The sequence below is a fragment of the Bacillus cereus group sp. MG20 genome (genome assembly GCF_040459885.1).
In the GTDB taxonomy this organism is placed as follows: domain Bacteria; phylum Bacillota; class Bacilli; order Bacillales; family Bacillaceae_G; genus Bacillus_A; species Bacillus_A cereus.
In genome coordinates this window covers 1785706-1798714 of the sequence record NZ_JARVHF010000001.1, presented here as the reverse complement: position 1 = coordinate 1798714, position 13009 = coordinate 1785706, and the positions used below count along the sequence as shown (strand labels likewise).

The following is a 13009-nucleotide window of genomic DNA, read 5'->3' as shown; positions in this document are numbered from 1 at the left end:
AGGAGAAGAAGAGATGATGAAGATATTAAAAAGAGCAGCTCTTCCTCTTTTGCTCCTTTTTGTGTTTCTATTTGAAAATATGTTTGCTACTGTTGTTCCAACAGATGTGTTTTGGAAAGACAGTATAGCAGCACCGCATTTCTTTATAATCGTCTTATGTTTTATTACAGTGTATTATAGTCCGGTCCAAGGGATTTATTACGGACTATTATTTGGCTTCTTATTTGATACCGTATACACAGAACTTGTCGGGATATATATTTTTGCTTATCCGATTTTAGCTTATTTAGTTTATAGTGTGATGAAAGTATTACAATTGAATTTATTTATTGTTGTTTCTATCATATTAGCTAGCATTGTAGCACTAGAGTATTATGTGTATGGATTCTTAACTTTGTTAGGACGTACTCATATGCCAGCGCATGTCTTTTTCACAGATCGTCTCCTTTCTACTTTATTGTTAAATGCTATTTTCTTATTGATAGTTTGTTTCCCACTGAGACGATATATAGTGCGTCTTTCAAAAGCGATGGAAGAAAAAGAAAAAAGGATTTTCTAATTTTATGTCGAATTGAATCGGTGGGGTGAACTTTAGTGGAAGAAAAAAAGCAACAAAATGTAACGATAAAAGGGACAAAAGATGGGATAACGCTTCATTTAGATGATTGTTGTTCATTCTCAGAATTATTGATGGAATTAGACGAAAAACTTTCTACACATTACTACGATGGTGATGGGCGCTCTTTAATTGAAGTGCATGTGAAAGTAGGAAATCGTTATTTAACAGAAGTCCAACAAGAAGAGATTCGTACGTTAATTCGTAATAAAAAGAATCTTGTTGTGGATTCAATTGAAAGTGATGTTATCACTAAAGCAGAAGCAATAGCTTGGAAAGAAGAAACAGAAATTGTCCCTATTTCCAAAATTGTTCGCTCTGGACAAGTTTTACATGTAAAAGGAAATTTGTTGTTAATTGGAGATGTTAATCCAGGCGGAACGGTTATCGCTGGGGGGAATATTTTTGTCGTAGGATCATTAAGAGGAATTGCACATGCTGGGTATTATGGGGATTCAGATGCTGTAATCGCTGCATCTGTTATGAACCCGATGCAACTTCGAATTAGTGATGTGGCAATGCGGGCTCCGGAAGAGAAAGAAGACGGAGCGGAGGCGGCAGAATGTGCGTATATTAATGAGAACAATCACATTGTTGTCGATCGCCTGCAACTTCTCACTCATCTTAGACCTAATTTAACAAAGTTAGAAAGGGGAATTGTATAGCTGTGGGAGAGGCAATAGTAATTACATCTGGAAAAGGCGGAGTAGGTAAAACTACTACATCTGCGAACATTGGTACGGCCCTAGCGTTATCTGGAAAGAAAGTGTGCTTAATTGACACAGATATCGGTCTTCGAAATTTAGACGTAGTAATGGGGCTGGAAAATCGTATTGTATTTGATCTTGTTGATGTCGTTGAAGGGCGTTGCCGTTTACCTCAGGCTCTTATTAAAGACAAACGTTTTGATGATCTTTATTTATTACCTGCAGCACAAACGAGTGATAAATCAGCGGTAACACCTGAACAAATGGATGAATTAATACAAGTATTACGTCAAGATTATGATTACATATTAATCGATTGTCCTGCGGGGATTGAGCAGGGATTTAAAAATGCGGTAGCTGGTGCGGATAAAGCAATCGTTGTTACGACTCCAGAAGTATCCTCAATGCGCGATGCGGATCGTATTATTGGGCTTTTAGAAAAAGAGGATATTGAACCACCGAAACTTGTTATTAACCGTGTACGTAGTCATATGCTTCATGAACAGGATATGTTAGATGTTGATGAAATTGTACGTACATTGTCAATTGAGCTTCTTGGTGTTGTCGAAGATGACGATGAAGTTATTCGAGCTACAAATACAGGTGAACCTGTGGCGTTGCAACCAAGCGGAAAAGCAGCGTTGGCTTATCGTAATATTGCAAGACGCTTGTTAGGTGAGAATGTACCATTACAAGCATTTGAACAAGAAAAGGTATCGGTATTTGCAAAGGTGAAAAACTTCTTTGGAATCCGTTAAGAGCACTTCGCACATATGCGAGGTGCTTTCTTTTTTCTTCACACGAATATCTTTCTTTCTTAGCTCATACATATGTACAAACTGTATACAACTGTTTCTATTGAAATTAGCTTAACGAAAGAAAGGAGACAGTATGAAGAATAGACGCGTAGAAGAAATTAAAAAGCGGATTGCAAAAAGGAAGGCCGAGCAAGAAAGGATAGAGGAAGAACAGTATTTTACCGGAGGGAATTTTGATAGCGAAACAGTAGTTATTGAAGATGGAGAAAAGGAAATACATCCTTTATTTCGAAAGGAAGTCTTTTTCTTCAAAGTTTTATTATCGGCAATATTAGTTCTTTCGGTTGCTATTTTATATAAGAATGCTCCTTCTTCATTCAATGGAGCTAAAGCTGTTACAGAAAAAGTGATGAAAGAGGAATTTCAGTTTGCTACTGTAGCGAAATGGTACGAAAAGCAATTTGGAAAACCGCTCGTATTCTATTCGCCAAACGAGAAAAAAGAAGGAAGTATTCAGCAAAAAGATTATGCAATTCCCGCTTCTGGAAAGGTAATGCAAGGGTTTCAAAAAAATGGCCAAGGTGTATTTGTCCAAACAGCTAGCAATGCAACGGTTGAGTCAGTGAATGAAGGATTAGTTGTTTTTGCGGGTAAGAAAGAGGAACTTGGAAATACAGTTCAAATTCAACATGCAGATGGTACGGAGTCATGGTATGCAAACTTAAACGATATGTCAGTGAAATTATATGATTACGTTTCAAAGAAACAAAAAATTGGAACGGTGAGTAATGATACAAATGATAAAAATGGAAAGTTTTATTTCGCGATAAAAAAGAATGAAAAATTTATTGATCCGATCCAGGTGATATCATTTGATTAAATATAGAGACGTTTTGACGAAAATTTCCGTGCATCCATTATTTTGGGTTATTATTGTCATTGGTATTTTTACTGCACGTTTTAAAGAGTTACTACTGTTATTTTGTATCGTTCTTATTCATGAACTTGGGCATGCTATTGCAGCAGCACACTATAATTGGCGTATAAAAAGAATTCAGCTTTTGCCGTTTGGTGGCGTGGCCGAGCTTGAGGAACATGGTAATAAGTCATTGAAAGAGGAACTTGTTGTCGTAATTGCAGGGCCGATTCAACATGTTTGGATGATGCTGGTAGGTTATATGTTGTTTGAAGCCGGTTGGTTGAATGCAGATTTATATTATTTCTTTATGTGGAATAATATAATTATTTTAGCGTTTAATTTACTCCCTATTTGGCCGTTAGATGGCGGGAAAGTATTGTTTAATATACTATCATATCGTTTTCCTTATTTACAAGCACATGAAAAGATGATGAAATTGTCATGTGTTTTTTTTGGTGTAATATTAGGATGGCAGTTGCTCTGGAATAGTAACAATATTATGATGTGGGTACTACTCATATTTTTGGCAGTGTCGTTATATCAAGAGTGGAAACAAAGACGGTATGCATTTATGCGTTTTTTATTAGAACGTTATTATGGAAATAAAAGAGGGATTGAAAAGATTGCACCTATTGAAGTGCAATCAGAAGATCATTTATATAAGATATTCACAAAATTTCGTAGAGGATATAAGCATTCTATTATCGTCCGTGGAAAATATAAAGAGCATTACACATTGGATGAAAATGAATTGCTCTATGCATATTTTACTGAAAAACGAACAACCTCATCAGTTGAAGAATTAATCGGTTAGTGTTGACGATAGCACTAACCTTTTATTATTGTAAAAGCAAAGAAGATTATAAAGTGAGGAAATAATTTTGAAAACGTTATATGTGAATTACGCTGGTTCGGAAAAGCGCGTTGCAATTGAAGAGAAGAAAAAGATTGTTGAGTTTTTATGGAAACGTAATGAAGAGCAAGAGATTGTTGGGCATATTTATGTTGGACGTATCGTAAGAACAATTGCTGGAATGAACGCAGCTTTTGTAAATATAGGTTTAGAAAAACATGCGTATCTTTCATACGATGATGTACCACCTTCTTATCGTATACATGAAGGGCAAGCGATACTCGTACAGGTTGTGAAAGAGGCAATTGATACGAAAGGGCCTAAATTGACAGCGAATATAGAATTTACCGGGAAATATGTCGTTTATATGCCGTTTGATGAGATGCGAGCTGTTTCTCGGAAAATAAAAAATAATAAAAGAAGACAACAGTTACTTGAAATTGAAGTAGAAGGAACGGGAGGTTACATTTTCCGCTCTGCTTCTGAAAAAGGGGAAATTGAAGAAATACAAGCTGAAATGCAAGGGTTACAACAGTTGTATGAAGAGTTAAAAAGAAAAGAGGATCAAGGAAAGGCGCCGTTATTACTTCATCGACCGGCGACCTTTTTAGATCGTGTATTTCAAGAGAATCCAATTGAAACAATTGAAAAAGTAGTTGTAGATACAAGAAGTATAGTAAAAGAGTTAGAAGACAAAGTTGGAAAAGAAAAAGTATCTTTTTATAATGAAAAGTCTTCGATGTTTAACCATTTTGGAATAGAGCGTGAAATTGAGAAAGCACTCCCAAAAATTGTGTGGCTTCCAAATGGTGCTTATTTAATTGTAGAGCAAATGGAGACGATGACTGTAATTGATGTGAATACGGGCAAGTTTACTGGAAAACAAAATTTACAAGATACAGTACTTCGCACAAATGAGATGGCAGCTGAAGAAATTGCACGCCAATTAAGACTTCGTGATATTGGTGGTATGATATTAATTGATTTTATTAATATGAAAAAAAGAGAAGATAAAGAAAAGGTAAGAGAATGTCTCATAGCTGCTATGAAAGATGATCGTACTTATACAAGAGTACTTGGATTTACTGAGTTAGGAATTTTGGAGATGACACGAAAACGTAAAAAACATTCTTTACGTGACGTATTACTAGAAGAGTGTGTATCTTGCAAAGCGACGGGTTATGTAATGTCGTATGAAACAATTGCGTATGAGCTAGAGAGAGAATTAATCACATATGGCAACATAGAGGATGAGGCAGTATTAATCGCTGCGCCTAAAGAACTGCAAAAACAATTTTTGCAAAAAGAATTACAAAAAAATATTCCATTTGAAATTTATTTCAAAGATGATATTATCGAAAAGTACGCTATTATCCGTTTTGGAAGTAAAAAAGAAATTGTAGAACGGAAAAAATAGTTAGTAGAAGATTCATTGACAATACTCAATGAATTATGGTAACATCTTTATGTTATAGTTTATAGCACCTAAACGGCTATATGCTACAACCGCACAAGACAGGTTCCCTAAAGGCATTTATGTCTACCTCGTTTTTGGCGAGTCTTAGTAATTAAGAGGAGGTGCAAGTATGTACGCAATTATCGAAACAGGTGGAAAACAAATTAAAGTTGAAGCTGGTCAAGCAATCTACATTGAAAAATTAGATGTTGAAGCTGGTGAAACTGTTACTTTTGACAAAGTTCTTTTCGTTGGTGGCGAAAACGTTAAAGTTGGTAGCCCAGTTGTAGAAGGTGCAACAGTTACTGCGAAAGTTGAAAAACAAGGTCGCGCTAAGAAAATCATCGTTTTCAAATACAAAGCGAAAAAGAACAATCGTAAGAAACAAGGTCATCGTCAACCTTACACTAAGCTAGTTGTTGAAGCTATCAACGCTTAATTCTGGTTAACATGATTAAAATTACGATAAGTCGCACGAAATTAGGAAGTATCCAATCATTTAAAATGACTGGACATGCCGATTATGCGCCACATGGACAAGACCTTGTCTGTGCTGGAACTACAGCGGTTGTGTTTGGTTCTATAAATGCAGTGGAAGAACTTTGTAATGTGCAGGCAACTATTGAACTCGGAAGTGATGGCGGATTCTTAACGTATGAATTGCCTAATGATTTAGACGTTCATGCAGCAGAAAAAGCACAGATACTTTTAGAAGGATTGGTTGTTTCGCTTAAGACGATCGAACTTGATTACGGAAAGTATATCCGTTTAATAGAAAAAGTGCAGGAGGTGTAACGTATGTTAAGATTAGATCTTCAGTTTTTCGCATCTAAGAAAGGTGTAGGTAGTACAAAGAACGGTCGTGACTCTCAGTCAAAACGTCTTGGTGCTAAACGCGCAGATGGTCAAACGGTTTCAGGTGGTTCAATTCTTTACCGTCAACGCGGTACAAAAATTTATCCAGGTGTTAACGTTGGTCGTGGTGGCGATGACACTTTATACGCGAAAGTTGACGGCGTAGTACGCTTTGAGCGTCTTGGCCGTGACCGCAAACAAGTGAGCGTATATCCTGTTGCTCAAGAAGCATAAGAACTCACGGAAAACTCTAACCTGAGTGCAGGTTAGAGTTTTTCTATATTAAGGGGTATCTAAATGAATGAAAAATGGACAATTATAGATGCATTGCGCCATTCAAGACATGATTGGCTCAATCGTATGCAGATGGTGAAAGGAAACCTTTCACTTGGAAAAGTGGAAGAAATTCATAGTCTCATCGATCGTTTTGTCCAAGAAGCGAGACAAGAATCCAATCTGATGGGGCTATCAATGCCTTTATTTTCAGAGTGGATTTTAACATATAATTGGAAACAGCAGCCGTGCTTATTGGAGTACGAAGTATTAGGGAAATTACATAACTTATCTCACTTGGATGAGACTGTATGTACATGGACGAATCAATTTTTCTCAATGCTTCAGCATAGTTTAGACGTATATGTTGAAAATTATGTTTGTATCACAATTGAATGTGACGCGGAGAATGCTCGTTTCTTTTTTGATTTTCGTGGTAAGCTAACGAGTGTAGAAGAACTACAGAATTGGCTTGCGACCCAAAACAATAAATGGTATTCCATTTCTTATACAGTGCGAGACGAAGAAGTCTCAGTTATATTACAACCAATTGAAAAAAGTGTGGTGAAATAATGTTTGTAGATCAGGTCAAGATATATGTAAAAGGCGGCGACGGTGGTAACGGTATGGTTGCGTATCGTCGTGAGAAGTATGTTCCTAAAGGTGGCCCAGCAGGTGGCGACGGCGGTAAAGGTGCAGATGTTGTTTTCGTAGTCGAGGAAGGCTTACGTACATTAATGGACTTCCGCTACCAACGTCATTTCAAAGCTGATCGCGGTCAGCACGGAATGAGTAAAGGTCAGCACGGACGTAAATCTGAAGATTTACTTGTAAAGGTTCCGCCAGGAACAGTAGTAAAAGATGAAAAAACTGGTCAAATTCTTGCCGATTTAGTAACGCATGGACAAACTGCTGTAATTGCAAAAGGTGGCCGTGGTGGCCGTGGTAACTCACGTTTCGCAACAGCTACGAACCCAGCGCCAGAAATCGCTGAGAACGGGGAACCAGGTCAAGAGCGTGATGTCATTCTAGAACTTAAAGTACTAGCAGACGTTGGACTTGTTGGATTCCCAAGTGTAGGTAAATCTACATTATTATCTGTTGTATCATCAGCGCGTCCGAAAATTGCAGAGTATCACTTCACAACAATCGTTCCGAATCTTGGTGTTGTTGAAACTGGTGATAACCGCAGCTTCGTTATGGCTGACCTTCCAGGACTAATTGAAGGCGCACATGCTGGCGTTGGACTTGGACACCAATTCTTACGTCATATTGAGCGTACACGTGTAATCGTGCATGTTATTGATATGTCTGGTTTAGAAGGCCGTGATCCATATGAAGATTACGTAACGATTAATAATGAATTGAAAGAATACAATCTTCGCTTAACTGAGCGTCCACAAGTTGTTGTTGCAAACAAAATGGATATGCCAGATGCAGAAGAAAACTTACAAGCATTTAAAGAGAAAGTGGGAGACGAAGTAAAAATCTTCCCAATCTCAGCTGTAACAAGACAAGGTGTTCGTGACTTACTGTTTGAAGTAGCAAACTTAATAGAAACAACACCAGAATTCCCAATACATGAAGTTGCGGATGAGTCTGATACAAGTGTAATGTACAAATTTGATACTGAAGGTGTTAAATTTGAAATTACACGTGAAAGTGATGGCACGTTTGTTATCTCTGGTTACGATATCGAGAAAACATTCAAGATGACAGACTTCTCACGTGATGAATCTATACGTCGTTTCGCTCGTCAAATGCGCGGAATGGGTATTGATGAAGCGCTTCGTGCACGTGGTGCAAAAGACGGAGATATTGTAAAAATTCTTGAATATGAATTTGAATTTATCGATTAAGACTGCCGAAATACGGCAGTCTTTTTTTATATCGTAAAAATCGGATTTATATAGGAAAAAATCCCCACTAATTAAATTTTCAATTTATAATGGAAAAAGGAGTAAATGTAGAAGAATTCTTTTATGGGGAGAAAAAGAACATGTATAAAATATTAATTGTAGAAGACGATGAGAAAATTGCGGGAATATTAGAGGAGCATTTAGAAAGGTATGGCTATCAATCATTTAGAGCAAGTGATTTACGTCATATAAAAGATGAGTTTGTAAAAATAAATCCTCATCTTGTGTTACTTGATATTAATTTACCGTACTTTGACGGTTTTTATTGGTGTCGTCAAATTCGTACTGTATCGAATGCGCCGATTATTTTTGTTTCTGCAAGAACAGGGGAAATGGATCAAGTAATGGCGATTGAAAATGGCGGCGATGATTATATTACGAAGCCATTCCATTTAGATATCGTAATGGCAAAGGTGAAGAGTGCGCTTCGCCGTGGCTATGGAGAGTATGCCTCTGCTGCTGAGAGTGATTGTTTAGGTGTAAATGGACTGTTGTTATTCCCGTCCCAGCATATCGTTGAGTGGCAGGGACAACAAACTGAACTGACAAAAAATGAGTTTTACTTATTAGAGTGTTTAATGAAACAGGTGAATCAATATGTAACGCGTGAAGAACTGTTAGAAGCTCTATGGGATGAAGTAGCATTTGTGGATGATAATACATTAACCGTAAATGTAAAACGTGTAAGGAAGAAACTAGAAGAGCTAGGCATTAAAAATGCAATTGTAACGAAACGTGGATATGGTTATGCGCTTCTTACAGAGTGGGGCGAAGGGCATGAAGGTTAAAAATTACCTCATGGACCGCTTTTCTTTAATTCTTTCTTATATTGTTAGCCTTTGTTTATTTGGGCTTGTTTTGCAGTTGCAAAGTTTTTTAGAAAAGAAATCCATTGATTGGAGTACGTGGTTATATGGACTTTTATTAGGAACAGTTGTGTTTACTGTATACCTCATTTACGATTACCGAAAACGGAGTGTGTTTTTAAAGAGTATCAAAAAGTATGTTACTGGCGGAAATACATTACATGACTCTTTACTTATTGATGAATCTTATACATTAGAGCAAGAAATGGTCGTTGAATCTTTTACGTTATTAAGACAGCAATATATGAATGAAGTTCATAAACAGCATGCGAAAGAGCAACAGCAAATGATATTTATGAACCAATGGATTCACCAAATGAAAACACCAGTATCTGTTATTGAATTATTGTTGCAGAAGTTTGGCAAGGAGCATCGTGAGGCAAGAGCAACAGTTGAAAGTATTCGTGAAGAAAATAACCGTATACTAAATGGTTTAGATTTAGCGTTACATATGGCAAGGCTAGAGCAGTTTGCGAAGGATTATAAAGTAGAAGTAGTAAATGTTATAGATGTCGTGCGAGGTATTATTAATGAAAATCGAAAATCCTTCATTCAATCGTCTGTATTTCCGAAAGTGATGTTTGAAGAAGATACTTGTATGGTTGCATCTGATAGAAAATGGCTGAGTATTGCTATAGGTCAAATTGTTGTAAACGCAATCAAGTATACAAAAATTTCAGCGGCAGAGAAAAAAGAAATTCAATTTCAAATTGAAGAGAAAAATCAAAAGGTGTTATTACATATTAAGGACAATGGAATTGGTATTCCAGAGCAAGACGTAAAGCGCATATTTGATCCATTCTTTACGGGAATAAATGGACGTAAAACGAGAGAAGCGACTGGGATGGGCTTATATATTACGAAGGAAATTTGCGATAATTTACATCATGGAATATATGTTCAATCGGCTGAAGGAGAAGGAACAACATTCACGTTCCAATTTGCAAAAGATGAAGAGTATCATACATTAATGAGAAAAATGACAAAACTGTAAGATAACAAAATGTTTTGTAAGGGAAATCACTCGTTTCTTTTTCTTATTTTTCTTATAGTAAATGTAAGAAGAAAACACATAGGGGGATTAGAAATGAGTGTTCTTGAAGTAAAAGGATTAACGAAGGTGTACCAATCAAAAGGTTCAGTAGCGACGACTGCTTTAAACGATATAAATTTTAAAATAGAAGAAGGCGAATTTGTAGGGATTATGGGTCCTTCAGGAAGCGGAAAAACGACGCTTTTAAATTTATTAGCAACAATTGATAAGCAAACTTCAGGTCATGTGCTTGTAAATGGTGAAGAAATTAATCAAATGCGTGCTGCAAAATTAGCGGAGTTTCGCCGTACACATTTAGGGTTCATTTTCCAAGATTTTAACTTACTTGATACGTTATCGATTAAAGAAAATATTATTTTACCGCTTGTAATGGCGAAGAAATCTGTAAATGAAATCGATGCGAAAGTGCTTGAGATTGCAAAGTTTTTAACTATTGAAGAAATATTAAATAAAAAAGTATACGAAGTATCAGGCGGACAACAACAACGTGCAGCAGCAGCGAGAGCAATCATTCATGAACCGACGTTAATTTTAGCAGATGAGCCAACTGGAAACTTAGACTCGAAGTCAGCGAAATCGCTAATGGGCGCTCTGCAAGATTTACACGAGCAAAAGAAAGTAACGATTGCAATGGTTACGCACGATCCAGTAGCGGCTAGTTATTGTGAACGTATCCTTTTCATACGCGATGGGGAAATTTTCTCGGAAATACATAAAGGAAGAACGAAACAAGCCTTTTTCCAAGAAATTCTGGACGTACTTGCGATGCTAGGAGGAGAATATCATGAACTTTCGCCAGCTCGCGCTTAATAACGTAAAAGGAAATTGGCGTAACTATAAAGCGTTTCTTATAAGTAGTTGTTTATCGATTGTCGTATTTTTCATGTATGCTTCTTTTATTTATCATCCAGATGTCGTAAGCGGTAATATTAGTATGAGAAAGATGATCACAAAAGGATTAGAATCGATGAATTATATTGTGGTCATCTTCTCGGCACTCTTTATTTTATATGCAAATTCAACGTTTTTACGAGCAAGAAAAAAAGAGTTTGGTCTACTAACATTAATAGGCGGAACGAAATCGCAGCTCGGCCGAATGATTATATTAGAGCAACTGATGTTAGGTAGTATTGCAATTGTAATTGGTACTGGGGTTGGAATGCTTTGTTCAAAATTATTTTTCCAAGCGTTAAGCGTATTATTGAAAATAGATAAGACACTTCCACTCGTTTGGAATAGTAAAGCAGTTCTTATTACAGCTGGCGTATACTTTATCCTATTTTTAATCCTATCATTGTTTAGCGTTTGGACGGTAGGACGCTTACAAATTATTGATTTATTAAGAGAAGCTAGAAAGCAAAAAGTAGAGCCGTTTGCATTTACATGGTTATGTGTAGTTGGTATAGGATGTATTATTGCTGCATATGTACTTAGCTTCCAAGTAACGTTTCTGAATTTCCTCATCCTCTTTTTACCGGTGGTAGGACTGACAATTGGCGGAACGTATTTACTATTTACACAAGGTAGTACAGTCGTATTAAAAGCATTGCAAAAACGAAAACAATCTTTTTATACGTACCCAAATATGTTCGTCCTTAGCAATCTTATTTATAAAATGAAAGATAATGCTCGTTTTCTATTTGTAATTTCTATTATTACGGCCGTTGTATCTTCAGCAGTTGGTACGCTGTACGTATATTTTGAAAATATGAGTGCGAAAACGGTAGAACTTACACCACATGCTATTTCATATGAGGAAAAGGGGTTAAATACGCATAATCTTATTAATGAAGAAAAGGTACAGGAGCTTGTGAAGAGACACGGGTTTGAAGATGCGCGAAAAGTAACCTACGTTAAACTACCGGCAACACAGAAAATAACGTTGTTTAATAGTGAACATGAAGTACCGATGACGATTATTTCAGAAAAAGAATATAATGCAGAAGTGCGCAAACAAAAGAGAGAGCAACCTACAGAAGTTCATAATGCACCAGGTAGTGCAACGATGGTTATGGTTGATATGTCAAATGAACTGATGAAGATAGATCGTACGAAACCGTATGAATTTACAATTAACGGGCAAAAGCAGTCTGTTCAATTAAATAATCCAACGCAGTATTCTGTTTTTAATGATAGTGAATATCTTATTGTAAATGATCAAGATTTTGAGAAATATGCAAAACTCGTACCAGATGAAGAAAAGACGAAATATTACGGTTATTATATCGAGGATTGGAAAAATACAGAAAATCTTGTATTAGATTTGAAAAATGAAATTGCACCAGAAAAGCAAGGAGAATTGAGAAATTCAGTGTTTGCGTATAAGGATATAAGAGAAGGTGGAGCAATTACAATGTTCATCGGTTTCTTCGTAGCGGTACTGTTCTTCTTCTTCGCTTGTAGTATGACATACTTTAAATGGTTTAACGATAAAGAACAAGATCGTATTCAATTTAAATCGTTAAAGAGAATCGGTATGACAGATAAAGAAATTCGCAAAATTGCGATTCGACAAATGGGAGTTATCTTCTTTGTCCCAATTTTAATCGGTTCCATTCATAGTGGAGTTGCTCTTCATACGTTAGGGAAAATGCTTTATATTGATTTATGGAAATCAGGTGCGCTTGTAATTGGAGCATACATTTTAGCTTCTGCCATTTACTTTATGATTGCGCAAAGAGGATATTTAAAACACGTAAAAAGCTAGGGGAACCTCTAGCTTTTTGCCTATGT

15 protein-coding genes and 1 other annotated feature are annotated in these 13009 nt (G+C 36.5%); all 15 genes read left to right on the top strand.

All coding sequences use genetic code 11. The annotated features are described in order from the left end of the window. Nucleotides 1–13: 13 nt before the first annotated feature. The 15 genes from mreD to QCI81_RS09145 all read left to right on the top strand — a co-directional run bounded on the left by mreD (nucleotide 14) and on the right by QCI81_RS09145 (nucleotide 12983). Nucleotides 14–559, top strand: coding sequence for a rod shape-determining protein MreD (mreD, locus tag QCI81_RS09215; protein WP_000975765.1), 546 nt, complete (start codon nucleotides 14–16; stop codon nucleotides 557–559). A 35-nt stretch (nucleotides 560–594) separates the two neighbouring features. Beyond that, a complete protein-coding gene (minC, locus tag QCI81_RS09210) occupies nucleotides 595–1281 on the top strand; it encodes a septum site-determining protein MinC (protein WP_000391521.1) in 687 nt (228 codons plus the stop codon). A 2-nt stretch (nucleotides 1282–1283) separates the two neighbouring features. Next, nucleotides 1284–2081, top strand: coding sequence for a septum site-determining protein MinD (minD, locus tag QCI81_RS09205; RefSeq protein WP_000503309.1), 798 nt, complete (start codon nucleotides 1284–1286; stop codon nucleotides 2079–2081). A 133-nt stretch (nucleotides 2082–2214) separates the two neighbouring features. Continuing rightward, nucleotides 2215–2961 carry a stage IV sporulation protein SpoIVFA gene (spoIVFA, locus tag QCI81_RS09200; protein WP_353810678.1) on the top strand — a complete coding sequence of 249 codons (747 nt, stop codon included), beginning with the start codon at nucleotides 2215–2217 and terminating at the stop codon, nucleotides 2959–2961. Next, nucleotides 2954–3814: a stage IV sporulation intramembrane metalloprotease SpoIVFB gene (spoIVFB, locus tag QCI81_RS09195; protein ID WP_000599064.1), complete on the top strand. Its 861-nt coding sequence runs from the start codon at nucleotides 2954–2956 to the stop codon at nucleotides 3812–3814. Before spoIVFA ends, spoIVFB begins: the two co-directional genes overlap by 8 nt. A gap of 67 nt (nucleotides 3815–3881) precedes the next feature. Then, a complete protein-coding gene (locus QCI81_RS09190) occupies nucleotides 3882–5270 on the top strand; it encodes an Rne/Rng family ribonuclease (protein WP_353810676.1) in 1389 nt (462 codons plus the stop codon). A 77-nt stretch (nucleotides 5271–5347) separates the two neighbouring features. Continuing rightward, nucleotides 5348–5425: a sequence feature (ribosomal protein L21 leader region), on the top strand. A 14-nt stretch (nucleotides 5426–5439) separates the two neighbouring features. Further along, nucleotides 5440–5748, top strand: a complete 309-nt coding sequence (gene rplU, locus QCI81_RS09185; protein WP_000270907.1) for a 50S ribosomal protein L21 — start codon at nucleotides 5440–5442, stop codon at nucleotides 5746–5748. An 11-nt stretch (nucleotides 5749–5759) separates the two neighbouring features. Next, nucleotides 5760–6104, top strand: a complete 345-nt coding sequence (locus tag QCI81_RS09180; RefSeq protein WP_002094147.1) for a ribosomal-processing cysteine protease Prp — start codon at nucleotides 5760–5762, stop codon at nucleotides 6102–6104. A gap of 3 nt (nucleotides 6105–6107) precedes the next feature. Beyond that, nucleotides 6108–6398 (top strand): 50S ribosomal protein L27, encoded by a 291-nt coding sequence (gene rpmA, locus QCI81_RS09175; protein ID WP_000944957.1) that lies wholly within the window; start codon nucleotides 6108–6110, stop codon nucleotides 6396–6398. A 63-nt stretch (nucleotides 6399–6461) separates the two neighbouring features. Further along, the gene (locus tag QCI81_RS09170; protein ID WP_001003587.1) at nucleotides 6462–7010 is read left to right on the top strand and encodes a sporulation initiation phosphotransferase B; all 549 of its coding nucleotides are present in this window, start codon (nucleotides 6462–6464) and stop codon (nucleotides 7008–7010) included. Continuing rightward, nucleotides 7010–8296 carry a GTPase ObgE gene (gene obgE, locus QCI81_RS09165; RefSeq protein ID WP_000497127.1) on the top strand — a complete coding sequence of 429 codons (1287 nt, stop codon included), beginning with the start codon at nucleotides 7010–7012 and terminating at the stop codon, nucleotides 8294–8296. The genes QCI81_RS09170 and obgE overlap by 1 nt, the downstream gene beginning before the upstream one ends. 140 nt (nucleotides 8297–8436) lie before the next feature. Beyond that, nucleotides 8437–9144 (top strand): response regulator transcription factor, encoded by a 708-nt coding sequence (locus QCI81_RS09160; protein ID WP_002082113.1) that lies wholly within the window; start codon nucleotides 8437–8439, stop codon nucleotides 9142–9144. Continuing rightward, nucleotides 9134–10216: a HAMP domain-containing histidine kinase gene (locus QCI81_RS09155; protein ID WP_353810675.1), complete on the top strand. Its 1083-nt coding sequence runs from the start codon at nucleotides 9134–9136 to the stop codon at nucleotides 10214–10216. Before QCI81_RS09160 ends, QCI81_RS09155 begins: the two co-directional genes overlap by 11 nt. 93 nt (nucleotides 10217–10309) lie before the next feature. Beyond that, nucleotides 10310–11086, top strand: coding sequence for an ABC transporter ATP-binding protein (locus QCI81_RS09150; protein WP_071729580.1), 777 nt, complete (start codon nucleotides 10310–10312; stop codon nucleotides 11084–11086). Continuing rightward, a complete protein-coding gene (locus QCI81_RS09145; protein WP_353810674.1) occupies nucleotides 11061–12983 on the top strand; it encodes an ABC transporter permease in 1923 nt (640 codons plus the stop codon). The genes QCI81_RS09150 and QCI81_RS09145 overlap by 26 nt, the downstream gene beginning before the upstream one ends. Nucleotides 12984–13009: the final 26 nt, after the last annotated feature.

Bases quoted from the DNA above. Each gene is read 5' to 3' on its own strand.
- mreD (WP_000975765.1), top strand. From the start codon at position 14: ATGATGAAGATATTAAAAAGAGCAGCTCTTCCTCTTTTGCTCCTTTTT.
- spoIVFA (WP_353810678.1), top strand. From the start codon at position 2,215: ATGAAGAATAGACGCGTAGAAGAAATTAAAAAGCGGATTGCAAAAAGG.
- rplU (WP_000270907.1), top strand. From the start codon at position 5,440: ATGTACGCAATTATCGAAACAGGTGGAAAACAAATTAAAGTTGAAGCT.
- QCI81_RS09180 (WP_002094147.1), top strand. From the start codon at position 5,760: ATGATTAAAATTACGATAAGTCGCACGAAATTAGGAAGTATCCAATCA.
- rpmA (WP_000944957.1), top strand. From the start codon at position 6,108: ATGTTAAGATTAGATCTTCAGTTTTTCGCATCTAAGAAAGGTGTAGGT.
- QCI81_RS09170 (WP_001003587.1), top strand. From the start codon at position 6,462: ATGAATGAAAAATGGACAATTATAGATGCATTGCGCCATTCAAGACAT.
- obgE (WP_000497127.1), top strand. From the start codon at position 7,010: ATGTTTGTAGATCAGGTCAAGATATATGTAAAAGGCGGCGACGGTGGT.
- QCI81_RS09160 (WP_002082113.1), top strand. From the start codon at position 8,437: ATGTATAAAATATTAATTGTAGAAGACGATGAGAAAATTGCGGGAATA.
- QCI81_RS09155 (WP_353810675.1), top strand. From the start codon at position 9,134: ATGAAGGTTAAAAATTACCTCATGGACCGCTTTTCTTTAATTCTTTCT.
- QCI81_RS09150 (WP_071729580.1), top strand. From the start codon at position 10,310: ATGAGTGTTCTTGAAGTAAAAGGATTAACGAAGGTGTACCAATCAAAA.
- QCI81_RS09145 (WP_353810674.1), top strand. From the start codon at position 11,061: ATGAACTTTCGCCAGCTCGCGCTTAATAACGTAAAAGGAAATTGGCGT.